We start from the raw sequence: 24,709 nt of genomic DNA, 5'->3' as shown, positions 1-24,709 counted from the left end.
TCTCCGCCCGGAAGGCCGGGCGGCGACTCGACCGAGGGGCCTACTTGGCGTGGGCCGGCTTGGACTTCGAGCTCTCCAGGTCCGTCGGCGCTGCGTGCGCAGGCTTCGCGTGCGCTGGCTTCCGTTCTCCGAGCACAGCCTTGCTCGGCCACCAGAAGCGGTCGCCGGTCAGGAAGGCAAGCGCTGGCACGATGACCGTTCGCACCAGCAGAGTGTCGAGGAGCACGCCGACACACACGATGATGCCGATCTGCGTGAGCGTGATGAGCGGCAGCACTCCCAGGGCAGCGAACACCGCGGCCAACAGGATTCCAGCGCTCGTGATCACCCCTCCGGTCGCGGACAACGAGCGGATCATGCCATCCCTCGTGCCGTGTTTCACGGCCTCCTCGCGTGCCCGCGTCACGAGGAAGATGTTGTAGTCGACGCCAAGGGCGACGAGGAACAGGAAGCTGAACAGCAGCACCGAGGTGTCCAGGGCTGGGAAGCCGAAGACGTTCGTGAACAGCAGCCAGCTCGCTCCGACCGAGGCGAAGAACGAGCCGACAACGGTGAGCAAGAGCAGGATCGGCGCGACGAGCGAGCGCAGGAGCAGCAGGAGCACAACGAAGACCACGGCGAGGATGAGCGGGAACAGGAGCAGCTGGTCGCGGTCCTGGGCTGCCTGCTCGTCAAGCGCCTGGGCGTCGAGGCCGCCGACGATGGCGTCCGCCCCGTCGATCTGGGAGAGCTCGGCGCGCAGTCGCTCGACCGTCGCGAGCGCCTCCTCGGTCTCCGCTGGCGACGAGAGGCCCACGTCGATGCGCGTCACCGTCCCGTTCGAATCGCCAACCGCCGCCGAAGCGACGCCTTCGATCTGGGAAGCGCGCTGCGCAACCGCCTCGGCTTCGCTCGACTGCGCGACGACGATGGCTGGAGCTCCGGCCAGGTCAGGGAAGTGGTCGTTGAGCAGCTCCTGGCCGACAACCGCCTCTGGCGTCGACGTGAATCGCTCCGTCTGCGCGAGGCCCACCTTGATGCTCGGGGCGATGGCGGCCAGCGCGATGAGCACGACGATGCCGGCCCCCGCCACGATGGCCGGGCGCTTCGAGACTCCGGTACCGAGCTTGAACCAGAAGCCCTTGCCGTGCTGGTCGTCACCGACGCGGGGAACGACGGGCCAGAAGATGCCTCGAGGGAAGAGCACCAGGGTCGCGGGCAGCAGCGCAAGCGCGAACGCCATCGCAACGACAACGCCGATGGCGCACGCGAGACCAAGCACCACGTTGCCTCCGAGCGAGGCGAAGAGGAGCGTCGCGAGGCTCAGCGCGACCGTGCCACCGCTCGCGATGATCGCCGGTCCCGCGCCCCGGAGCGCGGTTGCCATCGCCTCGCGACGGTCTGCGGAGACACGTAGCTCGTCGCGGTACCTGGCAATGAGGAGCAGCGCGTAGTTGGTGCCCGCGCCGAAGACGAGCACCGACAGGATGCCCTTGATCGATGCATCCATCGTTAGTCCGAACGCGCCGACGATGCGCGTCGCCACGATGCCTGCGACGCCGTCGGCGAGGCCGACCACGGAAAGCGGGATGAGCCAGAGGACTGGGCTCCGGTAGGTGACGATGAGCAAGAAGGCGACCACCAGCACCGTGACCGTGAGGAGCGTGAAGTTTGCGCCTTCGAAGACCGCCGCGATATCGACGGCGAAGCCCTCTGGGCCGGTCATGACGGGAACGAGACCTTCGGGGAGGCCGTCGGCTGCCGCGGTGCGCATGGCTTCCGCGCGAGTGGACTGCGCGTCGACGTCTGTGGTTGCGTCGAGCGGCACGGTCAGGATCATGGCCTCACCGTCTTCCGCGGGGAACGCGGGTGGGAGCGCGTCGGCTCCTGCAGCTTCGGCGATCGCTGGGCTCGCCGCCGCGACGGCGGCAAGATCGTCCGGGGTGAGCGTCTCACCGTCACGGTGGAATACGAAGAGGGCCGCCGAGCGGTCCTCGGTCTCGAAGGCCGCGAGGGCCTCCTCGACCTTCGCGGACTCTGCAGACGCGGGAAGGTCTCCGGCCGGCGCGACGTCGCCGCTCTCCCCCGAGCCCCAGAAAAACGCGAGGCCGCTGAGGGCAACGAAGACGGCGATGACGATCGCGCCGCTCGCCTTGCCCGTGATGAATCGAATGATCCCGCCCATGAACGAACCGCCTAATTTCACTAGTAATCAATTTGCTTAGCTAAACTAGCGCTAGGATGGGTGTCATGCAATCCGGGGATGAGCGGGGTCGCGCGTTTCCGCGCGTCCATGAGTCGACCGCACTGCTGCGCGAGATCCTCACGATTTCCGACGAGTACGAGGTTGTGGTCGCGAAGGAACTCGAGGTGAACCACACGGACCTCGTCGCGATGCAGCACCTGATCTCGTCGGGCCACCTCACGCCCTCCGACATCGCGCGACGGCTCGGGATCACGACCGCCGCGGTGACCGTGGTGGTTGATCGCCTCGTGAAGGCCGGTCACGTGCGACGTGAGCCGAACCCGAACGATCGTCGCGGCGTACTGGTAGTTCCCGACGAGGACTCGACCGCAAAGGCTCGGGGTCTCCTCGCACCCATGATCATGGATATCGACTCGGTGGCCCAGGACTTCGACGAGGCAGAGCGCGAGGTCATCGTGCGGTACCTGGAAGGCGTCGTCGCGAGCTACCGAGAGCACCTGGATCCCTCAGCGAGGTAGCCGAGACCACCTGCACGCCGCTGACTACGCGCGTGTCCGTGCTGGGCGTGGCATCCGTTTGTCAACGCTTGACTTCCGACACCTTGACCCAACCGCTCGGCGTCTCGCGAGCGAGGCGATTCAGTTCCAGCTCGGAGAGGCCCGCGGCAGTCTCGGCAGTCGTGAGGCCCGCCGCAGAGGAGATCGCGTCGAGGCGCTGCGGCCTGCCGACGCGGAGCGCATCCCTCGCCCGCACCGCGTTCGAACTGAGCCGATCCCCCGCGCCTTGGAGCGAGCCCCTGTGCCCCGGCCAGGCTTCCCCGTCGGGAAGCGCAAGCTCGCTGCCCTGACCCTGGCCGAGCATCGCAACGATGTCGTCAACCGAGGTGATGAGCGTCGCGTCCGACTCCCGCAGCAGCCGATGGCATCCCACAGACGCTGCACTGGTCACCGGGCCGGGCACCGCGCCGAGTGGCCGCCCGAGGGTCAACGTGTGGGCAGCCGTGTTCGCCGCCCCCGAGCGGCGGCCAGCCTCCACGACCACCGTGGCCGAGGCGAGGGCGCTGATGATCCTGTTGCGCTGGAGAAAACGCCAACGAGTGGGCGCCTGTCCGACCGGCAGCTCCGAGACGAGCGCGCCTTCCGCGATGATGCGCTCGAGGAGGGATCGATTGCCCTGCGGATAGAGACGGTCGGGCCCACCTGCAAGCACGGCGACGGTCGGGGCTCCTTCGGCGAGCGCAACGCGGTGCGCGACAGCGTCGATTCCGTAGGCCCCGCCTGAGACGATGGCAAAGCCCCGATTGGCCAGCCCACTCGCGAGCCGCACCGTGACTTCTTCACCGTACGTTGTGGAGGCACGAGCGCCGACAAGCGCAACCGACGGAGCCAACTCCAGAAGCGTCTCCACGGACCCGCGCACCCACAGCGCGCACGGCGCATGCGGTCCGAGGTCCTCGAGTTGCCTGGGCCATTCGGTGTCCCCCGGCAGCACGACCCGAACTCCGAGTCTCGCCGAGCTGCGCAGGATGGCTGCGGTGCGGGCGATGTCGAGACGGTCGTGCCATCTCTCGAGTGCCGACGCGAGGTCAGCGAGCGGGATGCCGGCTCCAGCCCCGCGCTGCCGAGCCCGACGCAAGAGTGAGCCTGAGGTGACGGCTTCCAGGGCCGCGACGGGCCCAAGTGCACCGAGCAGGAGCCCAGCCGTCGCGTCGCCGGGTTCGACGGTGCACGACCAAGCGAGCTGAGCGATACGGGCGCGTACCTCGTCGTCGGTCATCGCCTCGGTGCTCGGGCCACTCACTCCCGCGAGGGCCGCGCGCAGATCATCGAGGCCCGGCTCCCGCCCGGGCTCCTGGGCTGCGCTTCTTCGTGGCCCGGCGTACCCGTCACCTTGGCCGAACTGTGCTGTCATCGCCGCCTACCCCAACCTGATCCGGTACGAGAGGGCCTCGTGGATGTGCTCGAGTTCGGGGCGAGGCGCCCCGGCGAGGTCGGCGATGGTCCAAGCGACGCGCAGCACCCGGTCGTGCCCGCGCATCGTGACCTGCCCTCGCTCGAGTGCGAGGGCAAGGGGCGCGTAGGCCTCCCTCCTGGGACGGTTGTCCGGGGCGCGAAGCCAGCGCGAGACGACGCGAGCGTTGATGCTCCACGGAGTCGATGCCAGCCGATGCCTGGCCCGAGAGCGCGCCTGTTGGACCAGCTCGCGGGCGGCAGCCGTGCTGGTTGCCGCGTGAACCGCCGCGGTTCCTTCGAGCTGCGCCTCGTGATCGACGAGCCGAGCGCGGGCGGCCGAGACGCGCTCCACGCGCAGCTGCAGGTCGATTCGGTCCAGCAGTGGACCGGAGAGTCGGGCGAGGTAGCGTCGTGGCGCGGAGGCATCGCACCGGCACTGCCCGTCCGGGTCGCCGTGGTTGCCGCACGGGCACGGGTTCGCGGCCAGCACGAGCTGCATCTCCGCCGGGTAGGCAGCCTTCCCCTGGGCACGGTGGATCTCGATGACGCCGTTTTCGAGCGGTTGTCGCATCGAGTCGAGTGTGTGCCGCGCGAACTCCGGGGCCTCGTCGAGGAACAAGACCCCGCCCGTCGCGAGCGAGACGGCACCCGGTCGGATCATGCCGCTGCCGCCGCCGAGCAGCGCCACCGCCGACGCCGTGTGGTGCGGCGCCTCGAAGGGCGGCCGGCGGTCGAGGCGGGAGGACAACGGGATGCCGCGGAGCGATCGGACCGCGGCCAACGTCACGGCCGCGTCGGGCTCGAGGTCGGGGAGGATGCCTGGCAGGCGCTCCGCGAGCATCGTCTTGCCCGCGCCTGGCGGGCCGAGCATGAGCAGGTGGTGGCCGCCGGCGGCGGCGATGACGAGCGTACGCACCGCCGCTTCGTTGCCAACGACGTCAGACAGGTCGAGCGCCGAGCCAAGCTCATACGCTCCTGCGGTTGCGCCGGCTCCGCCGCGCTCCCCTGTCGTGATGCCCCGGGAGGGTGAACCCGAGGGGTACCCCAGCTCCTCTGTGAGGTCATCGGCGTCCGCGCCATAGTGCAGCGCGACCGCGCGGAGTGACGCGACGGCGACAACACGAATGTCTTCAACGAGCTCTGCCTCGGCCTTCGAGTCCGCTGGCACAACTACGGTGTCGAAGCCCGCGGCTCGAGCCGCCGCGACGGCGGGCAGCACGCCGACGACCGCCCGCACCTGCCCCGTCAGCGAGAGCTCCCCGATGTGGACGGCCTTCGTCGGCGACTCGGCCGCGATGATGCCGGCAGCCGCGAGGAACGAAACAGCGATCGCGAGGTCGAACCCGGCGCCGTGCTTGCGCAGCGAGGCCGGGTACATGTTCGTGATGACTCGGCTTGCCGGCAGCGGGCATCCCGAGCTCTGCAGGGCAGCCCGCACCCGCTCGCGCGCCTCCCCGAGCGACGTGTCCGGCAGGCCAACGAGCTTGAAGAACGGTAGGCCGGGGCTGATCTGCGTCTCCACCTCCACGAGTTCGCCCCCGAGGCCCTCGAGCGCAATCGCCACCGAGTGACCGACCGTGCCCTGCGTCACGCGCCCACTCCCGCCACGTGCTCCACGACGGGCGTGCGGTCGTTCGGCGCGATGACAGCGATCACGTCGAGCCGCATCGCGCCCCGCTCGTCGGGGTGGGCGAGCATCCAGAGCCCCGCGAGGCGCCGCATCCGCGCGAGCTTCGTGGGCGTGATCGCCTCGAGCGGGTGCCCGGCGGCAGTCGACCGCCTCGCCTTCACCTCCGTGAAGACGATGTACCCGCCCTGCTTCGAGACGACATCGATCTCACCCTCCCGACAGCGCCAGTTCCGCTCCACCACGTCGTGGCCGCGCTCCTCGAGGTACGCGGTCGCGAGATTCTCGCCGAGCCGCCCCAGCTGATCCTTGGCACGCATCCGCACCACCTCCCTTGCCGGGAGTCTGGCCTGCCACGAGCGACCGACCCACAACGAAGAGGGACGCTGTGGACAACCACTTGTCCACAGTCACGACGTCAGCAGAGTGGTCGCCTCAGCAGTACGGTCACCTCAGCAAGGTGGTCGCCCAGTAGCGGGGCACCTTCCGCGGCGCCGCAGGTGCCCCTCCCTATGGCGAGACACCGGCGTGAAATGGCGGGCCCGCCCGCTCTGCGTGTCAGCCCTTCTGCGCGAGAGCCAACGGCAGCACGGCGCTCGCCCCGGCAAGACGGAGCTCGCGCGCGCAGACGGTCATGGTCCAACCGCTGTCGACGAAGTCGTCGATGAGCAGCACTGGCCCCGCCGGGATCTCGAGCGAGGCCGCCGAGAACCGGCCCTCGACGTTGGAGAGCCGGAACGCGCTGTTCCCGCCCGGCTGCCCGGCAGGTCCACCGTGGACCAGGTCCAAGGAGCCGAGGAGGGGCAGGCGCCCCGCGCCCGCGATGCCCTCAGCCAGCGACTCGCTGAGCAACGGCCTCGACCGCGACGGCACAAGGGCGACGGCCTGCGGGCGGGCATCCCACTTCCACTCGGAGAGGATGCGGATGCACGCCTGCAGGAGTGGGCCAGTCACGACCGTGTCGGGCCCCGCGGAGGCGAAGAGCTCACGCAGCGGCCCGCCCCAGCCGAGGTCGCTGAGGCGCGCGAGCACGCGCCCCTCGGAAGCCTGCTGCTCCTTGGGGATGCGCCCCTTCAGGTCGACGCCGAGGCTCGCCATGCCGCTCGGCCACTGGCGCCGCGGCGCGATGTCCGCGCCGACGCGATCGAGAGCTGCGCCAGCCCGCGCCTGCACGGCCGCGTCAGTCGTCGCGTCGAACCAGACGCCCGCGCAGTTGTCGCAGCGCCCGCACGGCGCCGCCGTCGCGTCATCAAGCTGCCGCTGTAGGAACTCCATGCGGCAGCCGTCGGTGCGCTCGTAGTCGATCATCGCCTGCGCCTCGGCAGACCGAGCCGAGGCGATGCGCGAGTACCGGTCGCCGTCGTAGCTCCACGGCTGCCCCGTCGAGACCCATCCGCCCTGCTCGCGCCGAACGGCGCCGTCGACGTCGAGCACCTTGAGGAGCAGCTCGAGGCGCGAGCGGCGGAGGTCGACCGCTGACTCGAGGGCGACGGTCGACCTGGGCGATGCTCCCAGGGCTCCGAGCACCGCCTGCGCGCGCTCTTCGTCTGGCATGGAGACCGTGGCGAAGTACTCCCATATCGCCCGGTCTTCCTCACCGGGCAGCAGCAGCACGTCAGCGGACGCACTCGAGCGGCCAGCGCGCCCCACCTGCTGGTAGTAGGCGACAGGAGAAGAAGGAGCGCCGAGGTGCACCACAAACCCAAGGTCGGGTTTGTCGAAGCCCATGCCAAGCGCACTCGTGGCGACGAGCGCCTTGACCTCGTTGCGCTTGAGCGCGCCCTCGAGACGCTCGCGCTCGTCCGGGTCGGTCTTGCCCGTGTACGCGGGCGCGTGGATGCCCGCCTCGCGCAGGGCAGCCGAGGTGTCCTCGGCCCCCGCGACCGTGAGGGTGTAGATGATGCCCGACCCCGGCAGCTCGTCGAGGTGCTGCAGCAGCCAGGCGAGACGCTCGCGCGCGTTGCCGAGCCTGAGTACCCCGAGCCGCAGGCTGGCGCGAGCGAGTGGGCCGCGAATGGTCAGGATGCTGCTGCGGCCGAGCTGCTCCTCGATATCGTGCACAACTCGCTCGTTGGCGGTCGCCGTCGTCGCGAGCACAGGGATGTCCGTGCCGAGACCGGAGATGAGCGACGCGATGCGGCGGTAGTCGGGGCGGAAGTCGTGCCCCCAGTCGGAGATGCAGTGCGCCTCGTCGACCACGACCAGGCCGGTGCGGCGAAGGAGCTCGGGAAGCTGCGTGTCGCGGAACTCCGGGTTGTTGAGACGCTCCGGCGACACCAGCAGCACGTCGATCTCGTCGGCCGCGAGCTGCTCGCGGATGCTCGCCCACTCGTGCGCGTTTGCGGACGACATGGAGACGGCCCTGACGCCCGCCCTGCTCGCGGCCTCGACCTGGTCGCGCATGAGGGCAAGCAGCGGCGAGATGAGGATGGTCGGCCCCGCGCCACGCGCGCGCAGCATGAGGCTCGCGATGAAGTACACCGCCGACTTGCCCCAGCCCGTGCGCTGCACGACGAGGACTCGCCGTCGCTCGTCCACGATCGCCGAGATCGCCTCGAGCTGACCGTCGTGGAAGACCGCGTCGTCTCTCCCGACCAGCGCCCGGAGGATCTGTGTGGCGGCGGATGCGGTGGCGGCGGGAATCATCGTCTCTGTCACTCCACGAGGCTCCCACGAACCACCGACATCGGCGTCCAGGCGGCGCGTCGCGAGCGCGAGAGCGCGCTCCCGTTCCGACGCCGGGCGGCTACTCGTCGAGCGCGAGCTCCTTGGGGAGCTCGAATTCCTTCGAGCCGGTCTCCTCGACGTTGACGTCCTTGAACGTCAGCACACGGACCTGCTTCACGAAGCGGTCAGAGCGGTAGATGTCCCACACCCAGACGTCCTTCATCGTGAGTTCGAAGTAGAAGTCGTGCTCGGTGTCGCGCCTGACCAGATCTACGCTGTTCGCCAGGTAGAAACGGCGCTCGGTCTCGATCACGTATTTGAACTGCCCCGCGACGTCGCGGTACTCGCGAAACAGGGAAAGCTCCTGCTCGCGCTCGTAATCGTCGAAATTCTCGTCGTCCATGATCCGCCCAGTCTACGGGGTCGCGGCGCGGAGCCACGTGTGCCTGTGGAGCTCGCTCGGGCCCGTCGCAGCGATGGCAGCGAGGTGGGCCGCGCTGCCGTATCCCTTGTTCGACTCCCACAGGTATTCGGGATGGGCTTCTGCCGCCGAGATCATGAGCGCGTCGCGCTCGAGCTTCGCGACCACCGACGCCGCAGCCACCGACGTGCAGTCGCGGTCTGCCTTGGGACGCACCACGACACGGAGCGGCGTCGAGAGGCACGGGGAGAGCCAGTCGTGCGATCCGTCGAGCAGCACCACCGCATCCGCGACCGGCACTCCACTCGCGTGCAACTCTGCGAGCGCACGCTTGGCAGCCGCTCCGAGGCATGCGGTGATGCCGCGCTCGTCGATCTCGCTCGCGCTGGCGTAGCCGACACCGACTCCCATGGCCCACGACTCGATACCCTCTCGAGCCTCGAGGCGACGCTTCGCGCTCAGCAGCTTGGAGTCGCGCACGCCGGAGGGGGCACCAAGCTCAACCCTGCGAGCGTCGATCGCACAGGCGCCGACTGCGACGGGGCCCGCAATCGCGCCGCGGCCCACCTCGTCGACGCCGATCACGACGGGCGCGGTGAGCAGCAGCTCGCGTTCGACGTCGAGCGTCGGGTCCACGGGCGGGGTCACTCTTGGTCCGTTCGTTCTGGCACGCGGTCGAATACCTCTGGGTAGTTGCCGAGGAAGGTGAACCTGTCGAGGGGCCAGTTGAGCAGGAACGCCTTGCCAACCACGTCGTCGACGGGCACGAACCCGCCGCCAGGCTCGTCCTGGTGGTACCGGGAGTCCTCCGAGTTGTAGCGGTTGTCACCCATCACCCAGAGGTGACCTTCCGGCACTGTCACCTCGAACGGCATCCCGGATGCGGCCTGCCCGTCTTCGAGCAGCAGGTAGGGCTCGCCGATCGGCAGTCCGTTGATGAGCACCTGCCCGTACTCGTTGCAGCAGGAGACGACGTCGCCTGGCAGCCCGATGACGCGCTTGATGAGGTGGTTGCTCGTCTCCTCGGGCTTGAGGCCGACGAACTCGAGTGCACCGTCGACCGCGGCCTGCGACGGGGACTTCTCGGCGGGAGCCGCGACGGGCAACCATCCGCCCGGGTCCTCGAACACGACGATGTCGCCGCGCTCGATCCCAACGAGGTCGGGGACCAGCAGGTTCACGAGCACGCGGTCTTCGACGACCAGGGTGTCGTTCATCGACGCGGAGGGGATGTAGAAGGGCCGAAGCAGGAAGGTCTTGATGAGCATCGACATGACGATCGCAAGCACGGCGACGATGACAAGGTCGCGAGCAAACGACAGCATCGCCTTGCCGAGTCCGCGGCTGGGCGCCGGAGCCGGCTCGTTCTCCGCGATGAGACCGACGGCGTGGATGGGCGCGCTCGCGATGTCGGAAGAGCCAAGACCCGCGGGGCGATCAGTCTGACTCAGCCGGTGCCTGCCGTCGTGCGGTGCCCTGCCGTGCGATGGAGCGCGGCGGTCGCGCGCACTCGCGTCGCCCATGGCTCCCCCTCGCGGTCGGTCCGCCGCGGCGGAACCCTCAGTCAACGTGTGGATCGACACGAATGGCTCCCGCGTTGGGGAGCCATTCGCCTACTGCTGGCGCTTAGTTGTCGCGCTTCTCTCGGATCTTCGCAGCCTTGCCACGACGACCACGGAGGTAGTAGAGCTTCGCGCGACGCACAGCACCGCGGGACACGATCTCGATCTTCTCGATGACCGGGGTGTGCACGGGGAACGTACGCTCGACGCCCACCTGGAAGCTGACCTTGCGGACCGTGAAGGTCTCGCGGACGCCGGCACCCTGACGTGCGATGACAACACCCTGGAAGACCTGAACGCGCGAGCGCGTGCCTTCAACGATGTTCACGTGCACCTTGACGGTGTCGCCGGGGCGGAAGTCTGGGACATCGCTGCGCAGCGATGCTGCGTCGATGACGTCAATAACGTTGGTCATGATTTCGCTCTCTGCAGTCGCCACAGGTCGGCTGCGAAGGTCAGTGAAGAGGTTGGCGTGCATCGCGAGGTGCTCTCATCCCCTGTGGCAGAGTCGAGCCGCGGCACAAGGGTCTAGTAAACCATGCCAGCTTGACGCCCGCAATGCGAAGACCGGCCCGCTCGAGCTCGGCGTCGACTGTCCTGGTCAGCGACGGTCGTCGTCCGGTTCAGGATCGAGCGTGATCACCTTGCCGGCGTCGGGTCCGGATGCGCCTCCCGGCCCGGCAGGCGGCGTCCTGTTGCCCGGTGAGCCTGGCATCCCAGGAGCAGCCATGCCTGGCATCCCACCGAACATGCCGAAAGGGTTGGCCTGGGGTCCCGCGGCCTGAGCGGAGGCGAGTCGCTCCTGCACGACCGCCGTGAGTCTGCGTCGCGCTATCGAGCCGGCAACGACCATGGACAGGAACGCGGCGGCGAGCACCCAGAGCCCGGGAGCATCCGGCACAACAGCCCCTGCCGCCCAGAGCAGCCAGGGCACGACGATGAGGGGCAGGTCGCGCAACTGCAGAGCCTTCGTCTCGCGGATGTCCGGCCGCAGCCAGAAGTTCGCGGACAGGATGAGGAGCCCTGCGACGGCGGCAAGCCCTGCGAAACCGAAGACGAAGAGGCGTGCCACGGGAGCGCCCAGGACAAGCCAGCCCACGAACTGCCAGGCGGCGAGGAAAAGCGCAGCAGGGAGAAGTGCGCGGTAGACGAGACGGCCAATGCCCATGACGCAACGCTACGGGAGGTTCCCGAGCAGAGGCTTGAGCGTTCGCTCACGGCACGAGCGCCGGTACGATTGCCGGATGATCGAGCTGCGCACCCAGAACGAAATCGAAGAGATGCGACCCGCGGGGCGCTTCGTCGCCGAGGTCCTCAGTGAGCTCTCGCAGAGCGCCGCTGTCGGCACGAACCTCCTCGAGCTCGACGCCAGAGCTCACGAGCTCATTACGAAGCGCGGCGCGAAGAGCTGCTACATCGACTACCACCCCTCATTCGGCAACTCGCCGTTCGGCAAGGTCATCTGCACGTCGGTCAACGATGCCGTCCTGCACGGCCTTCCGCACGACTACGCGCTCAAGGACGGTGACGTTCTGACGCTCGATTTCGCCGTGGCAGTCGACGGCTGGGTCAGCGACTCCGCCATAACGGTGGTCGTCGGCACGCCACGCGAGGCCGACCTGCGCCTCATCGACACGACCGAAGTGGCGCTCGAGGCTGCCATTGAAGCGGCCCGCCCCGGCAACAAGCTCGGCGACATCTCGCACGCCATCGGGCAGGTTGCGAAGAACGCCGGCTACCCCGTCAACGTCGAGTTCGGCGGCCACGGCGTCGGGCGCACCATGCATCAGGAGCCGAGCGTCCCGAACCGCGGTCGCGCGAACCGCGGCATGCCGCTCAAGCCGGGCCTCGTCCTCGCGATCGAGCCATGGTTCCTCGAGACGACGGACAAGCTCGTGCAGGATGCGGACGGCTGGACGCTCCGCAGCGCTGACGGCTCGCGCGGGGCGCACAGCGAGCACACGGTTGTCATCACCGACGGCGACCCCATCATCCTCACCGCGCGCAGCTAGCGCTGAAGCGGGGCCAGCGCTACCGGAGCTCTGGCGGCAGCAGCTCTGGGCGGACGCGGCGCGTGCGCTCGATCTGCTGCTCGTGGCGCCAGGCGGCGATCTTCGCGTGGTGGCCGCTCAGCAGCACGTCAGGAACCTCTCGCCCGCGCCACAGAGCCGGCTTCGTGTAGCTCGGGTATTCGAGCAGCCCGTCTTCATGCGACTCCTCAACGAGCGACTCGGGGTTGCCGACGACGCCCGGCACAAGCCGTCCGAACGCCTCGATCATGGCGGTGACGGCGACCTCTCCCCCGTTGAGCACATAGTCGCCGAGACTCACGAGCTCAACCCTGGCGCGCTCAGCAGTGTCATCGAAGACCCGCTGGTCGATCCCTTCGTAACGGCCGCAGCCGAAGACGATGTGCGGCTCGAGCGCATACCGCCTGGCGGTTGCCTGCGTGAAGACCGTCCCTGCTGGCGACGGGAACACGACGAGGGGGCGCGCGTCCCCCGAGCCCGAGCCTTCCGCTGGCACGGCCGGCTGGCCGGCGGCGTCATCGAGGATGGCGTCGATCGTCTGCCCCCACGGCTCTGGCTTCATGACCATGCCGGCGCCGCCGCCGTATGGCGTGTCGTCGACGGTGCGGTGCCGGTCGGTCGTCGCGTCGCGCAGGTCGTGCACGCGGACGTCGATGATGCCGTCCTGCCGCGCCTTGCCGAGGAGTGAGACGTCGAGCACCTGGAAGAACTCGGGAAAGATGGTGACGATGTCGACGCGCATGGGGTCCAGCTTAAGCGGATGCGCGCCCGCGACTGATCGCGGGCGCGCAGGACTACGCAGATGGAGAGGCGAGACTACTCGGCGTCGGCCTTGGGCTCGACGGCCGGGGCCTTCGACTCTGACGGCGTCTCTTCGATCTCCTCGAAGAGACCGTTGGGAGGGGTAACGCTGACCACTCCGGCCTCGAGGTCGACTTCGGAGACGATCGCCTTCACGAGTGGAACAAGCACCTCGGCGTCCGCGGTCTTGACGACCAACAGGTCCTGGGCCGGGAAGTGCTCGACCCGGATGACACTGCCGACGGAAACGCCATCGCGCTGCACATCGAGGCCAACGAGCTGGTGGTCGTACCAGGCGTCGTCCTCGAGCTCCTCGGCGTCGTTGGAGTCGACCCAGAGGATCGCCTTGGCGAGGCTCTCGGCGGCGGTGCGGTCAGAAACGCCGACGAAGAATCCGACGGGGTGCCCGTTGTACCAGCGGAGCTCATGCAGCTCCAGGCTCTTGCCGTGCCACTCGTGGTCGGGCGGCACCTGGAGGCTGAAGCTCGCGCCTGGCACGAAGCGCCGGTCTGGCTCGTCGGTGAAGAGCTCGAGCTTGATAGCGCCCTTGAGGCCGTGGGCCTTGGTGAGGCGCCCGACACGGAGCTGGGTGATGCCCTTCTTCTTGCCTGCCACCTCAGTCGTCAACTACGTCGACGCGAACTCGGCGGCCATCGGCAAGTGCGGTCACTACGGTGCGCAGAGCCTTGGCAGTGCGGCCGGAGCGACCGATGACACGGCCGAGGTCCTCGGAGTGCACACGCACTTCGAGGACCTCGCCGCGTGCAGCAGTGCTGCGGTCCACGCGGACATCGTCGGGGTGATCGACGATTCCCTTGACGAGATGTTCCAGCGCGGAAGCGAGCATGACTAGGCCTCGACCTCTTCAGTCGCCGCTTCTTCGGTGACCTCTGCGGCGGCCGGAGCTGCCTTCGGCTCAGCCTTGGGGCGCAGGACGGGCTTCTTGCCAGCCTCTGCGACGAAGGGGACCTTGGCCTCAGGTGCCTTGACCTGGTTCTCGGTCGAGCCCTCGCCCTTGAACTTGCCCCAGTCGCCCGTGAGCTTGAGCAGGACGACGACAGCCTCGGAGGCCTGTGCGCCGACGCTCAGCCAGTACTGTGCACGCTCCGAGTTGACCTCGATGAACGAGGGGTTCTCGGTGGGGTGGTACTTGCCGATCTCCTCGATGACGCGACCGTCGCGCTTGGTGCGCGAGTCGGCGACGACGATGCGGTAGTAGGGTGCCCGGATCTTTCCAAGGCGCTTCAGACGAATTTTGACAGCCACGTGTCTCCTGATGGTGTGTGTATCGGCGAACGACAGCCGGAGGGCGTGGGGCACACTCGGCAGAGCTCAATGGTGAACCGCGGGCCGGATTAGAGGGTCGAGCCCGCGAGACTCAACTGCCTAGTTTGGCAGATACTTGGCCAGTTAGCCAACCGCAGAATCGTGGCCGGACCCCGAACGCTCGCCGAGGTCCGCTGCTCGCTCCGCGGCGCGCTGCCGACGCTGGACGAAGAAGAGCACGATGCCGCCGATCAGGACAAGCAGAACGGCCCCGATCACGTACGGAACGAAGTCCTGCGCTCCGGCCGTCGCAAGTTCCGCAAGGGAATCCGAGTAGCGCATGGGGGCCTCCGCTTCTGGGGGCGGCGCGTGCCGTCGCCCTAGTCCTTTCTCTATATTGCGGCGGATGCCGATTGGCCCGCAATGCAGACACGCCGCGACCCTTGGTACGTCTACGCTTTCACCATGCGTTTCGCCTCATCAGAGCGTTCGACACTTGGTGTCGAATGGGAGCTCGGTATCGTCGACGCTGAGTCGCGCGAGCTGACCGGCATCGGCCCTGAACTGATCTCGCGCCTCGGCGACGAGCGGTTCACGAAGGAGTTCCTCACGAACACCGTCGAACTCGTGACGGGCGTGCATCGATCGGCTGGGTCGGCCGTTGACGAACTGCGCGGCCTGAGGGACTCCCTGCTGACCGCGGCGGATGCGGCGGGCGCTGGCGTGATCGGCTCCGGCACGCATCCCTTCTCCAAGTGGCGGGAGCAGCAGCGCTCGCCCGGTGAGCGCTACCGCCTGGTCACTGAGCGCTCAGGTCGCTGGGGAGGGCAGCTCGCCATCTGGGGCGTGCACACGCACATCGGCGTAGAGGACTGCCGCAAGGTGCCGGCGATCATGCGGGCGGCCCTCGCGAATTACCCGCTCATGCTGGCCCTCTCGACGTCCAGCCCGTATTGGCAGGGCGAGGACACGACTTTCAGCTCGCATCGCACGATGATCTTCCAGCAGCTCCCGACGGGCGGCTTGCCCCCAGAGATGGAGACCTGGGAGGACTACGAGCGCGTCGCGCACGACGTCCTGCACACGGGCATCGTCGACGAGGTCCAGGAGCTTCGCTGGGACGTGCGCCCTTCCGCGCACTGGGGCACGGTTGAGATCCGCGTCTCGGACGGCGCGACGAACCTGCGCGAGCTCGGCGCCATGGTCGCGCTCAATCACGTCATCGTCGAGCACGCCTCTCGCCAGCTCGACGCAGGCCGAGACACGGACCGCCTGCCATCGTGGTTCGTGCGGGAGAACAAATGGCGAGCAGCGCGCTACGGCCTCGACGCGATCATCATCGAGGACGCAGCCGGCAACGAGCGCCCCGTCACTGAGGTACTCGCCGAGCGCATCGAGGGCGACTACCTGCAGGTGGCCGAGGACCTCGGATGCACGGAGGAGCTCGGCGCGATCGCGGAGATCATCGAGAGCGGCTCATCGAGCGACCGCCAGCGGCGCGTGGCCGAGCAACACGACGGCGCACTCGTGCCGGTCGTGGACTCGCTCATCGCCGAACTCAAGGCCTGACACTCCCCTACTGCTGGGGCCTCGAATTCGCCTTCCAGACTTTGTTACTTTGTCAGGACATTAGGTGTATGCTGACTCTCGTCCTCGTTCACCATCGGACTGAAAGTTGTACAGAGCCGTATGACCACTGCAACACAAACCTCCGCGTTTGACCTCATCACGCTTGGCCGTGTGGGTGTCGACATCTACCCCCTCCAGACCGGAGTCGGGCTCGAGGACGTCTCGACCTTCGGGAAGTTCCTCGGCGGCAGCGCGACGAATGTCGCCGTCGCCGGTGCGAAGCACGGCCTGAGCTCGGCGGTCATCACCCGCACCGGCGACGACCCCTTCGGCCGCTACATCGTGCGGGAGCTCGAGCGCCTCGGCGTCAAGAGCGACTTCGTGACGCGCGACGACTCGCTCGCAACCCCGGTCACGTTCTGCGAGATCTTCCCGCCGGATGACTTCCCCCTCTACTTCTACCGACAGCCGAAGGCTCCGGACCTCAACATCGAGGCCGAGACGCTCGACCTCGACGCGATCCGCAACGCCAAGATCTTCTGGGCGACCGTCACGGGCCTCTCCGAGGAGCCGAGCCGCGCCGCGCACCACGCCGCGTTCGCTGCGCGTGCTCGCCGCGACCACACGATCCTCGACCTCGACTACCGCGCCATGTTCTGGCCCGACGCCGCCACCGCGACGGCCGTGATCGAGCCGATCCTCGCGCAGTCGACGATCGCGATCGGCAACAAGGAGGAGTGCGAGGTCGCCGTCGGCGAGACCGAGCCCCAGCGGGCGGCGGATGCGCTCCTCGAGCGAGGCGTCGACATCGCGGTTGTCAAGCAGGGTCCGAGGGGCGTCCTCGCGAAGACCCGCGAGGGCTCAATCGAAGTGCCGACGCACTTCGTCGACGTCATCAATGGCCTCGGAGCCGGCGATAGCTTCGGCGGAGCCTTCTGCAAGGGCCTCATCGCAGGGTGGGACCTCGAGCACATCCTGCGCTTCGCGAACATCGCCGGCGCCATCGTGGCCTCGCGACTCGAGTGCTCGACCGCAATGCCATCGACGGCGGAGGTCGACGAGATCCTGAAGGAGAACTCTCTTGCCTGAGAAGTACCGGATCCTCGACGAAGCGGCGTTCGAGAAGCTCCGTGACGCCAGGGCTGATGGCCCCGCGGCACTGCGGGAAGCGCTCGCGAACCGCAAGCGCCGTGCGTCGCTCCTCCCTGAAGACCGCAGGCTGTTCTTCGTGGCCGCCGACCACCCTGCGCGTGGCGCCCTCGGCGTCCGCGACGACGCCATGGCGATGGCCGACCGCTACGACCTGCTCGACCGTCTCGCGCTTGCCCTCTCGCGGCCCGGCGTCGACGGTGTGCTCGGAACGCCGGACATCATCGACGACCTCGCCCTGCTGGGCGTGCTCGACGACAAGCTCATCGTCGGTTCCATGAACCGCGGTGGCCTCAGGGGCGCGAGCTTCGAGATGGACGACCGCTTCACGGGCTACGACGTCGACTCGATGGTGCGCGACGGCATCGACTTCGCCAAGACGCTCGTGCGAGTGAACCTTGCGGATGCCGGCACGGTCTCGACGCTCGAGGCCAACGCCCGTGCGGTCGACGACGCGGCAGCAGCATCCCTCCCCATCATGCTCGAGCCGTTCATGAGCGAGTGGAGGGAGGGACGGATCGTCAACGACCTGTCGCCCGACGCCGTCATCAACTCGATCGCGATCACCTCCGGCCTCGGCAACAGCTCCGGATCCACCTGGATGAAGCTGCCCGTCGTGCCTGAGATGGAGCGCGTCATGGCGGCGACGACCCTGCCGACGCTCCTGCTCGGCGGCGAGCCGAACGGCGACCAAGAGGCGGTGTACGCCAAGTGGGCTGACGCCCTCGCCCTCCCGGGCGTTCGTGGGCTCGTCGTGGGGCGCACCCTCCTCTACCCCGCCGATGGCGACGTCGCCGCGGCCGTGGACACGGCCGCAAGCCTCGTCCACACCACGAGCTGAGCTCGGACCACCAACACCCCTCGTCGCGGCAGCTGCCGCATCCACCAGCGCCGCTCCAGACCGGCGCAACACAGCGAAGGAACACCCATGACTGACACCGCCCTGCCCACGATCCAGCACTGGATCAACGGCGCCTTCTCGACCGCGACGCCAGCGCGCACCTCGCCGGTCTTCAACCCGGCTCTCGGCACCGCGACGAGCAACGTCGCTCTCGCCGACGATGCTGAAATCAACGCCGCGATTGCCGCCGCCAAGGCCGCCTTCCCCGGCTGGTCGAACACGTCGATCGCGAAGCGCCAGAACATCATCTTCAAGTTCCGTGAGTTGCTGAACGAGCGGAAGTTCGAGCTCGCCCGCATCATCACGTCCGAGCACGGGAAGGTCGTCTCCGACGCCGCTGGCGAGATCCAGCGCGGCCTCGAGGTCGTGGAACTCGCGACCGGCTTCCCCCACATCATGAAGGGCGACTTCACCGAGAACGCCTCCACCGGCGTCGACGTGTTCTCCATCAAGCAAGCCCTCGGCGTGGTCGGCATCATCAGCCCCTTCAACTTCCCCGCCATGGTCCCCATGTGGTTCTTCCCCATCGCGATCGCCGTCGGCAACACCGTCGTCCTCAAGCCCTCCGAGAAGGACCCGTCCGCCGCGGTCTGGCTCGCCGAACTCTGGAAAGAAGCGGGCCTTCCCGACGGTGTCTTCAACGTCCTCCACGGCGATAAGCAAGCCGTCGATGGCCTCCTGAACCACGACGACGTCGCCGCGATCTCGTTCGTCGGCTCGACCCCGATCGCGCAGTACATCTACGAAACCGCGTCCAAGAACGGCAAACGCGTCCAGGCGCTCGGCGGCGCGAAGAACCACATGCTCGTGCTCCCAGACGCGGACCTCGACCTCGTCGCCGACCAGGCCATCAACGCCGGCTACGGGTCCGCGGGCGAGCGATGCATGGCCATCAGCGTGGTCCTCGCGATCGAACCCGTCGCCGACAAGCTCATCGAGAAAGTCACCGAGCGCATCGCGAAGCTCCGCATCGGTGACGGCACCCCCACCGACACCCACAAGGAACCCGACATGGGCCCCATCGTGTCGGAAGTACACCGCGACAAGATCGCCTCCTACATCCAGATCGCGAAAGACGACGGCGCCGACGTCCTCGTCGACGGCCGCACCATCCAGGCCGAAGGCGCGGACGGCGGGTTCTGGCTCGGACCGACCCTCATCGACAACCTCCCCACCACCAGCCGCGCCTACACGGAAGAGATCTTCGGCCCCGTCCTCGGCATCGTCCGCGTCAAGAGCTTCGAGGAAGGCGTTGAGCTCATCAACACCGGCCAGTTCGGCAACGGCACCGCGATCTTCACCAACGACGGCGGCGCCGCCCGCCGCTTCCAGAACGAGATCCAGGTCGGCATGATCGGCATCAACGTGCCCATCCCCGTCCCCGTCGCCTACTACTCCTTCGGCGGATGGAAAGACTCCGCCTTCGGCGACAGCAAGGCCTACGGCCTCCAAGGCTTCCACTTCTACACCCGCGAGAAAGCCGTCACCAGCCGCTGGCTCGACCCCGCCAAGCACGGCGGCATCAACCTCGGCTTCCCCGAAAACGAATAACCAGCCCAGCACGACTAGCCCACACGGCTAGCCAGACCATTCGCACCTAGAAAGACTCACGAGCAATGTCCTCACACGCAGCATCTCCCCACAGGGACACAGCAGAGAACACCTGGTTCAGGGCCCGCGGAGCCCTCTCGCGAGACGGCTGGGAGAGCGTTGTCGATGCGACGCTCCCCGGCTGGGAACACACCGGCATCCGAGTCGCGAACCTCTCCGATGGTCTGCGCCTCGAGCTGCCAGCAGGCGACATTGAGCGAATGGTCATCCCCCTCCGCGGAAACGCGCGCCTCGAGCTCGACGGGGCGGATGCGCCCGCATCCGTCGAGCTCGAGGGCCGTCCCTCAGTCTTCGACGGGCCAGCTGACGTGGCCTACCTGCCCGTCGGGACCAGCGCCACGGTGACCGGCAGCGGCAGGGTCGCCGTTGCAGAGGCACCGACGACGCAGGTCTTCCCCTTCCAGGTGCTGCGCAAGGGCGACGTGCCGGTCGAGCTCCGGGGTGCGGGCCGCTCGAGCCGTCAGGTGCAGAACTTCGGCATCCCCGGTTCGCTGCAGGCCGCCAAGCTCATCGTGTGCGAGGTCATCACGCCGGCCGAGAACTGGTCGTCGTACCCTCCCCACAAGCACGACGAGCACCACCCGGGCCACGAGAGCCGCCTCGAGGAGATCTACTACTTCGAGAGCGAGCCAACCAAGAACGCGACGGTCCCAGAGGGCGCTGACGCCTTCGGCATGTTCGCGACCTACACGTCGCCTGCCGGCGAGATCTCGATCAACGAGATCGTCCGCACCGGAGACATCGCGCTGGTCCCGTTCGGCTACCACGGCCCCGCCGTCGCGGCCCCCGGCTACGACCTGTACTACCTGAACGTCATGGCGGGTCCGGACGAGGCGCGCGAGTGGCTCATCAGCGACGACCCGGCCCACGGCTGGGTGCGCGAGCAGTGGACCTCTCAGGAGTTCGACTCCCGCCTCCCGTACGGCCCCAAGCAGTAACGCCGCGCCTCCAGCGCACCAGCAACAGCTCAGTACCAACGCAGAAAGATGACGCAGATGTCAACCAAGCGAATGACCGTCGGCCAGGCCCTCGTCGAGTTCCTCGGCAAGCAGTACACCGTCGATGGCGACGTGCGCGAGCGCACGATCCCCGGCATGTTCGGAATCTTCGGCCACGGCAATGTCGCCGGCATCGGCCAGGCGCTCAAGCAGGCCAACGTCGAGGACCCGACGCTCATGCCGTACTTCCAGGCGCGCAACGAGCAGGCGATGGTGCACCAGTCGGTGGGCTACGCGCGCATGCACCGCCGCCGCGCGACCTACGCGAGCGCCGCGTCCGTCGGACCGGGCGCAGCCAACATGCTCACGGGTGCGGCCCTCGCCACGGCGAACCGCCTGCCAGCGCTGCTCCTGCCGAGCGATACCTTCGCGACGCGCGTCGCCGACCCCGTGCTGCAGCAGCTCGAGTTCCCGCACGACACGGGCATCCAGGTGACGGATGCGTTCCGTCCCCTCTCCCGCTTCTTCGACCGCGTGCAGCGCCCCGAGCAGTTGTACTCGATCGCGCTTGCCGCCATGCGGGTCCTCACCGACCCGGCTGAGACCGGTGCCGTGACGATCGCGCTGCCCGAGGACGTCCAGGCAGAGCTCATCGACGTACCCCTCGCCTTCCTTGAGGAGCGCGAGTGGCACATCCGCCGCCCCCTCCCCGAAGCGGGCCCGCTCGCGCGCGCCGTCGAGGCGATCAAGAACGCCAAGAACCCGATCATCGTCGCCGGCGGCGGCGTCATCTACTCGGGTGCCGAGAACGAGCTGCGCGCCTTCGTGGAGGCCACGGGCATTCCCGTCGGTACAAGCCAGGCAGGCGGAGGATCCCTCGACTGGGACCACCCGCAGTACCTCGGCGGCATCGGCGCGACCGGCACAACAGCGGCCAACCGCCTCGCAGCGCAGGCAGACGTCGTCATCGGCATCGGCACGCGCTACAGCGACTTCACGACGGCCAGCCGCACTGTGTTCCAGAACGACGGCGCGCGCTTCGTGAACATCAACGTCGCCGCCTTCGACGCCTACAAGCACGGCTCGCAGCTGCCCGTCGTAGCGGACGCTCGTGAGACGCTCGTGAAGCTCATCGGTGCCCTCTCCGGGTTCCGCGTGAGCGACGATTACTCGCGGCAGATCGCGGCCGAGAAGAGCGAGTGGGACGCGGCCGTCGATGTCGCCTTCGAGCCGAGCGGCCTCGACCTGCCGGGCCAGCCGGAGATCATCGGCGCTGTCCAGGAGTCGAGCGACCCGCGCGACGTCATCGTCCAGGCTGCCGGCTCGCTGCCCGGCGACCTCCACAAGCTGTGGCGGGTCCGCGACCCACTCGGCTACCACGTCGAGTACGCCTTCTCCTGCATGGGCTACGAGATCGCCGGTGGCATGGGCGTTCGCCGTGGCGCACCGGACCGTGACGTCATCGTCATGGTCGGCGACGGCTCCTACCTCATGCTCCACACGGAGCTCGTGACGGCAGTGGCCGAGGGCATCAAGATCATCGTCGTGCTCATCCAGAACCACGGCTACGCCTCCATCGGACACCTCTCCGAGACCGTCGGTTCCGAGCGCTTCGGCACCTGGTACCGCGCGTTCGACGAGGCAGGCTCGAACTTCCAGGGCGACCAGATCCTGCCCGTCGACCTCGCCGCCAACGCCCGCAGCTACGGCATCGACACCATCGAGATCGAGCCGAGCGCCGACGCGATCGGCGACCTGCGCGAGGCCATGGCCAAGGCGAAGGCCTCCGACACCTCGACGCTCATCCACATCAACAGCAACCCCCTCATCTACGCGCCTGACGGCGAAGGATGGTGGGATGTGCCGGTCGCCGAGACCTCCACGCTCGACTCCACAAAGAGCGCGCTCGAGGACTACAAGCAGCAGAAGGCCGCTCAGCGGCCCCTGCTCGGCTGACCGGTCGGGGCCGGATCGGATCTCCCGCCGCCGGCCCCTCACCGCAGGACACGCACGAACACGCACACGAACTTCACTACGAACACCAACAGAAAGCAGACGACGATGTCGCAGAGCATCCGAATCGGAACCGCCCCTGACTCCTGGGGCATCTGGCTCCCCGACCACCCCGGCCAGATCCCCTGGCAGACCTTCCTCGACGAGGTTGTGAAGGCCGGCTACACGTGGATCGAGCTCGGCCCGTACGGCTACCTCCCCACCGACCCCAACCAGCTCTCTGACGAGCTCGAGTCGCGTGGCCTCAAGCTCTCCGCCGGCACGGTGTTCACGGGCTTCCACAATGAGGACGAGAGCCAGTGGCAGCGCGCCTGGGACCAGGCCATCGCCGTCGCGGGCCTCGCCTCGAAGCTCGGCGCCGAGCACCTCGTGACGATCCCCGACATGTGGCGCGACGACATCACGGGTCAGGCCAAGGAACCACGAACGCTCGACGCCGAGCAGTGGACGCGCCTCGCCGCTGGCCACGACCGGCTCGGCAAGGCGCTCCTCGAGGAGTACGGCGTCAAGCAGCAGTTCCATTCGCACGCCGACAGCCACGTCGGCACGTACCGCGAGGTCGAGCGTCTCCTCAACGAGACCGACGCTCAGTACACGAATCTCTGCCTCGACACGGGTCATTTCTCCTACTACGGCGGCGACAGCCTGCGCCTCATGAACGCCTACCCCGAGCGCATCGGCTACCTGCACCTCAAGCAGGTCGATCCTGACCGCCTGTTCGACGTCCTCAAGAACGACGTTCCGTGGGCCGAAGCCGCCGCCGACATGATCATGGTCGAGCCGCCGAACGGCATCCCGGAGCTCGGCCCCATCGTGGCCCGCGCCGCCGAGATCGACCCGAACATCTTCGGCATCGTCGAGCAGGACATGTTCGGCTGCTCCGCCGACCGCCCGTACCCGATCGCCGAGCGCACCCTCAAGCACATCTGCGGCTCCACACCAGCCGCCCGCGCCAAGTAACGCCCGAGAAGAACAGGAACCATCGACATGACTTCAACTGACCTCCGCGTCGGCGTCGTCGGCGCCGGCCTCATGGGCGCCGACCACATCGCCCGCATCACGAAGCGCATCAGCGGCGCTGTCGTCTCGGCCGTCATCGAGCCAGACGAGGGGCGCGGCACCGCGGCCCTGCAGAACGCCCCTGGCGCGCAGTGGTTCACGAGCATCGAGGACGCCATCGCGGCGAACGCCGTCGACGCGGTTGTCATCGCGACCCCTGGCAAGTTCCACGAGCCAGTGCTGCTCCCTGCACTCGCGGCGAAGCTGCCCATCCTGTGCGAGAAGCCGCTGACGGCCGACTCCGCGTCGTCGCTGCGGGTCGTCGAGGCCGAGATGGCCGCGTCTGACCGTCCCCTCATCCAGCTGGGCTTCATGCGTCGCTTCGACGCCGAGTACGCCCGTCTGCGCGAGATCATCGCGTCCGGCGAGGCCGGGGAGCTGCTCGCGCTGCGCGCCGTGCACCGCAACCCCGACGTGCCGGAGACGTACACGCAGGACATGCTCATTAACGACTCGGTCGTGCACGAGCTCGACGTCATCCCGTGGCTTGCCGGCAGCGAGATCCGCAGCATCGAGATCAAGTACATGCGTCGCAACCCGAACTCTCCGGAGCGCCTCCGCGAGCCGATCCTCGTGCTCCTCGAGCTCGAGAACGGCATCCTCGTCGACGTCGAGATGAACGTCAGCATCAAGTTCGGCTACCAGGTCGCCACCGAGGCCGTGTTCTCGAACGGGCTCGCCCGCATCGGCCAGGCCAACGGCCTGCAGACCTGGTCGGACGGCGCGTTCGCGAAGGAAGAGCACCGGTCGTTCGTGACCCGCTTCGCGGCGGCCTACGACGTTCAGATCCAGCGCTGGGTGGACGCGGTTGCCCGCGGCACGATCGACGGCCCGGACGCCTTCCACGGCTACCGCGTGGCCCTCGCCTGCGAGGCCGGCGTCAAGGCGTTCGACGGCGGCATCGTCGAGGTGCAGCAGGTCGAGCGCCCCGCGTTCTACGACAAGGCATAAGGAAAGA

General features: G+C 68.0%; 25 protein-coding genes. 10 read left to right on the top strand and 15 right to left on the bottom strand.

The annotated features are described in order from the left end of the window. Positions 1 to 40: 40 nt before the first annotated feature. Entirely contained in the window at positions 41 to 2,164 is a 2,124-nt protein-coding gene (locus FHX72_RS09085) for an MMPL family transporter (protein ID WP_183624507.1), read from the bottom strand. Positions 2,165 to 2,229: 65 nt separating this feature from the next. Here FHX72_RS09085 and FHX72_RS09080 point away from each other — a divergent pair, with 65 nt between their 5' ends. Next, positions 2,230 to 2,703 carry a MarR family winged helix-turn-helix transcriptional regulator gene (locus FHX72_RS09080; protein WP_082805565.1) on the top strand — a complete coding sequence of 158 codons (474 nt, stop codon included), beginning with the start codon at positions 2,230 to 2,232 and terminating at the stop codon, positions 2,701 to 2,703. 61 nt (positions 2,704 to 2,764) lie between these two features. Here FHX72_RS09080 and dprA read toward each other — a convergent pair whose 3' ends face one another. The 9 genes from dprA to FHX72_RS09035 all read right to left on the bottom strand — a co-directional run bounded on the left by dprA (position 2,765) and on the right by FHX72_RS09035 (position 11,582). Next, a complete protein-coding gene (gene dprA / locus FHX72_RS09075; RefSeq protein WP_183624505.1) occupies positions 2,765 to 4,096 on the bottom strand; it encodes a DNA-processing protein DprA in 1,332 nt (443 codons plus the stop codon). A 6-nt stretch (positions 4,097 to 4,102) separates the two neighbouring features. Continuing rightward, a complete protein-coding gene (locus FHX72_RS09070) occupies positions 4,103 to 5,728 on the bottom strand; it encodes a YifB family Mg chelatase-like AAA ATPase (protein ID WP_183624503.1) in 1,626 nt (541 codons plus the stop codon). Beyond that, positions 5,725 to 6,084, bottom strand: a complete 360-nt coding sequence (locus FHX72_RS09065; protein WP_068483975.1) for a YraN family protein — start codon at positions 6,082 to 6,084, stop codon at positions 5,725 to 5,727. Before FHX72_RS09065 ends, FHX72_RS09070 begins: the two co-directional genes overlap by 4 nt. 238 nt (positions 6,085 to 6,322) lie before the next feature. Then, positions 6,323 to 8,410 (bottom strand): RecQ family ATP-dependent DNA helicase, encoded by a 2,088-nt coding sequence (locus FHX72_RS09060; protein WP_183624668.1) that lies wholly within the window; start codon positions 8,408 to 8,410, stop codon positions 6,323 to 6,325. 100 nt (positions 8,411 to 8,510) lie between these two features. Further along, a complete protein-coding gene (locus tag FHX72_RS09055) occupies positions 8,511 to 8,834 on the bottom strand; it encodes a DUF2469 family protein (RefSeq protein ID WP_068484088.1) in 324 nt (107 codons plus the stop codon). Positions 8,835 to 8,846: 12 nt separating this feature from the next. Continuing rightward, on the bottom strand, positions 8,847 to 9,500 hold the full coding sequence (locus tag FHX72_RS09050) for a ribonuclease HII (RefSeq protein WP_338110093.1): 654 nt from the start codon (positions 9,498 to 9,500) through the stop codon (positions 8,847 to 8,849). Beyond that, positions 9,497 to 10,375: a signal peptidase I gene (gene lepB / locus FHX72_RS09045; RefSeq protein WP_183624501.1), complete on the bottom strand. Its 879-nt coding sequence runs from the start codon at positions 10,373 to 10,375 to the stop codon at positions 9,497 to 9,499. The genes FHX72_RS09050 and lepB overlap by 4 nt, the downstream gene beginning before the upstream one ends. 103 nt (positions 10,376 to 10,478) lie before the next feature. Then, positions 10,479 to 10,829 (bottom strand): 50S ribosomal protein L19, encoded by a 351-nt coding sequence (gene rplS, locus FHX72_RS09040; RefSeq protein WP_068484112.1) that lies wholly within the window; start codon positions 10,827 to 10,829, stop codon positions 10,479 to 10,481. A gap of 186 nt (positions 10,830 to 11,015) precedes the next feature. Next, positions 11,016 to 11,582 (bottom strand): hypothetical protein, encoded by a 567-nt coding sequence (locus FHX72_RS09035; protein WP_183624499.1) that lies wholly within the window; start codon positions 11,580 to 11,582, stop codon positions 11,016 to 11,018. Positions 11,583 to 11,658: 76 nt separating this feature from the next. On the opposite strand from FHX72_RS09035, the gene map reads away from it, so the two are divergent. Beyond that, entirely contained in the window at positions 11,659 to 12,426 is a 768-nt protein-coding gene (map, locus tag FHX72_RS09030; RefSeq protein WP_068492878.1) for a type I methionyl aminopeptidase, read from the top strand. 19 nt (positions 12,427 to 12,445) lie between these two features. Here map and trmD read toward each other — a convergent pair whose 3' ends face one another. The 5 genes from trmD to FHX72_RS09005 all read right to left on the bottom strand — a co-directional run bounded on the left by trmD (position 12,446) and on the right by FHX72_RS09005 (position 14,853). Then, entirely contained in the window at positions 12,446 to 13,186 is a 741-nt protein-coding gene (gene trmD, locus FHX72_RS09025) for a tRNA (guanosine(37)-N1)-methyltransferase TrmD (RefSeq protein WP_068484096.1), read from the bottom strand. Between the two features lie 74 nt (positions 13,187 to 13,260). Beyond that, on the bottom strand, positions 13,261 to 13,860 hold the full coding sequence (gene rimM / locus FHX72_RS09020) for a ribosome maturation factor RimM (RefSeq protein WP_183624497.1): 600 nt from the start codon (positions 13,858 to 13,860) through the stop codon (positions 13,261 to 13,263). A 1-nt stretch (position 13,861) separates the two neighbouring features. After that, positions 13,862 to 14,092 (bottom strand): RNA-binding protein, encoded by a 231-nt coding sequence (locus FHX72_RS09015; RefSeq protein WP_068484100.1) that lies wholly within the window; start codon positions 14,090 to 14,092, stop codon positions 13,862 to 13,864. A gap of 2 nt (positions 14,093 to 14,094) precedes the next feature. Further along, positions 14,095 to 14,511, bottom strand: a complete 417-nt coding sequence (gene rpsP, locus FHX72_RS09010; RefSeq protein ID WP_183624495.1) for a 30S ribosomal protein S16 — start codon at positions 14,509 to 14,511, stop codon at positions 14,095 to 14,097. A 144-nt stretch (positions 14,512 to 14,655) separates the two neighbouring features. Next, positions 14,656 to 14,853: a hypothetical protein gene (locus FHX72_RS09005; protein WP_068484103.1), complete on the bottom strand. Its 198-nt coding sequence runs from the start codon at positions 14,851 to 14,853 to the stop codon at positions 14,656 to 14,658. 123 nt (positions 14,854 to 14,976) lie between these two features. Between FHX72_RS09005 and FHX72_RS09000 the strand changes: the two genes are divergently transcribed. From FHX72_RS09000 to FHX72_RS08965, 8 genes are all read left to right on the top strand, one after another. Further along, positions 14,977 to 16,080 (top strand): glutamate--cysteine ligase 2, encoded by a 1,104-nt coding sequence (locus tag FHX72_RS09000; RefSeq protein WP_068484114.1) that lies wholly within the window; start codon positions 14,977 to 14,979, stop codon positions 16,078 to 16,080. Positions 16,081 to 16,200: 120 nt separating this feature from the next. Continuing rightward, positions 16,201 to 17,169, top strand: a complete 969-nt coding sequence (iolC, locus tag FHX72_RS08995) for a 5-dehydro-2-deoxygluconokinase (RefSeq protein WP_068484106.1) — start codon at positions 16,201 to 16,203, stop codon at positions 17,167 to 17,169. Continuing rightward, entirely contained in the window at positions 17,162 to 18,070 is a 909-nt protein-coding gene (locus FHX72_RS08990) for a Cgl0159 family (beta/alpha)8-fold protein (RefSeq protein WP_068484108.1), read from the top strand. Before iolC ends, FHX72_RS08990 begins: the two co-directional genes overlap by 8 nt. Positions 18,071 to 18,157: 87 nt before the next feature. Continuing rightward, positions 18,158 to 19,681, top strand: coding sequence for a CoA-acylating methylmalonate-semialdehyde dehydrogenase (locus FHX72_RS08985; RefSeq protein WP_183624494.1), 1,524 nt, complete (start codon positions 18,158 to 18,160; stop codon positions 19,679 to 19,681). Between the two features lie 65 nt (positions 19,682 to 19,746). Further along, positions 19,747 to 20,679, top strand: coding sequence for a 5-deoxy-glucuronate isomerase (gene iolB / locus FHX72_RS08980; protein WP_183624492.1), 933 nt, complete (start codon positions 19,747 to 19,749; stop codon positions 20,677 to 20,679). Positions 20,680 to 20,736: 57 nt separating this feature from the next. Then, positions 20,737 to 22,635 (top strand): 3D-(3,5/4)-trihydroxycyclohexane-1,2-dione acylhydrolase (decyclizing), encoded by a 1,899-nt coding sequence (gene iolD / locus FHX72_RS08975; RefSeq protein WP_377605504.1) that lies wholly within the window; start codon positions 20,737 to 20,739, stop codon positions 22,633 to 22,635. A 105-nt stretch (positions 22,636 to 22,740) separates the two neighbouring features. Continuing rightward, the gene (locus FHX72_RS08970) at positions 22,741 to 23,652 is read left to right on the top strand and encodes a sugar phosphate isomerase/epimerase family protein (RefSeq protein ID WP_068484222.1); all 912 of its coding nucleotides are present in this window, start codon (positions 22,741 to 22,743) and stop codon (positions 23,650 to 23,652) included. A 27-nt stretch (positions 23,653 to 23,679) separates the two neighbouring features. Beyond that, a complete protein-coding gene (locus tag FHX72_RS08965) occupies positions 23,680 to 24,702 on the top strand; it encodes a Gfo/Idh/MocA family protein (RefSeq protein WP_068492411.1) in 1,023 nt (340 codons plus the stop codon). Positions 24,703 to 24,709 lie beyond the last annotated feature (7 nt).

The sequence above is a fragment of the Pseudoclavibacter helvolus genome (assembly GCF_014191305.1).
In the GTDB taxonomy this organism is placed as follows: Bacteria; Actinomycetota; Actinomycetes; order Actinomycetales; family Microbacteriaceae; genus Pseudoclavibacter; species Pseudoclavibacter helvolus.
This window is presented reverse-complemented; position numbering and strand designations above follow the sequence as displayed.

Excerpts from the sequence above, each read along its gene's own strand:
- FHX72_RS09085 (WP_183624507.1), bottom strand. The coding sequence starts at position 2,164 with ATGGGCGGGATCATTCGATTCATCACGGGCAAGGCGAGCGGCGCGATC.
- FHX72_RS09080 (WP_082805565.1), top strand. The coding sequence starts at position 2,230 with ATGCAATCCGGGGATGAGCGGGGTCGCGCGTTTCCGCGCGTCCATGAG.
- dprA (WP_183624505.1), bottom strand. The coding sequence starts at position 4,096 with ATGACAGCACAGTTCGGCCAAGGTGACGGGTACGCCGGGCCACGAAGA.
- FHX72_RS09065 (WP_068483975.1), bottom strand. The coding sequence starts at position 6,084 with ATGCGTGCCAAGGATCAGCTGGGGCGGCTCGGCGAGAATCTCGCGACC.
- FHX72_RS09060 (WP_183624668.1), bottom strand. The coding sequence starts at position 8,410 with ATGATTCCCGCCGCCACCGCATCCGCCGCCACACAGATCCTCCGGGCG.
- FHX72_RS09055 (WP_068484088.1), bottom strand. The coding sequence starts at position 8,834 with ATGGACGACGAGAATTTCGACGATTACGAGCGCGAGCAGGAGCTTTCC.
- lepB (WP_183624501.1), bottom strand. The coding sequence starts at position 10,375 with ATGGGCGACGCGAGTGCGCGCGACCGCCGCGCTCCATCGCACGGCAGG.
- rplS (WP_068484112.1), bottom strand. The coding sequence starts at position 10,829 with ATGACCAACGTTATTGACGTCATCGACGCAGCATCGCTGCGCAGCGAT.
- FHX72_RS09035 (WP_183624499.1), bottom strand. The coding sequence starts at position 11,582 with ATGGGCATTGGCCGTCTCGTCTACCGCGCACTTCTCCCTGCTGCGCTT.
- map (WP_068492878.1), top strand. The coding sequence starts at position 11,659 with ATGATCGAGCTGCGCACCCAGAACGAAATCGAAGAGATGCGACCCGCG.
- trmD (WP_068484096.1), bottom strand. The coding sequence starts at position 13,186 with ATGCGCGTCGACATCGTCACCATCTTTCCCGAGTTCTTCCAGGTGCTC.
- FHX72_RS09015 (WP_068484100.1), bottom strand. The coding sequence starts at position 14,092 with ATGCTCGCTTCCGCGCTGGAACATCTCGTCAAGGGAATCGTCGATCAC.
- FHX72_RS09005 (WP_068484103.1), bottom strand. The coding sequence starts at position 14,853 with ATGCGCTACTCGGATTCCCTTGCGGAACTTGCGACGGCCGGAGCGCAG.
- FHX72_RS09000 (WP_068484114.1), top strand. The coding sequence starts at position 14,977 with ATGCGTTTCGCCTCATCAGAGCGTTCGACACTTGGTGTCGAATGGGAG.
- iolC (WP_068484106.1), top strand. The coding sequence starts at position 16,201 with ATGACCACTGCAACACAAACCTCCGCGTTTGACCTCATCACGCTTGGC.
- FHX72_RS08985 (WP_183624494.1), top strand. The coding sequence starts at position 18,158 with ATGACTGACACCGCCCTGCCCACGATCCAGCACTGGATCAACGGCGCC.
- iolB (WP_183624492.1), top strand. The coding sequence starts at position 19,747 with ATGTCCTCACACGCAGCATCTCCCCACAGGGACACAGCAGAGAACACC.
- iolD (WP_377605504.1), top strand. The coding sequence starts at position 20,737 with ATGTCAACCAAGCGAATGACCGTCGGCCAGGCCCTCGTCGAGTTCCTC.
- FHX72_RS08970 (WP_068484222.1), top strand. The coding sequence starts at position 22,741 with ATGTCGCAGAGCATCCGAATCGGAACCGCCCCTGACTCCTGGGGCATC.
- FHX72_RS08965 (WP_068492411.1), top strand. The coding sequence starts at position 23,680 with ATGACTTCAACTGACCTCCGCGTCGGCGTCGTCGGCGCCGGCCTCATG.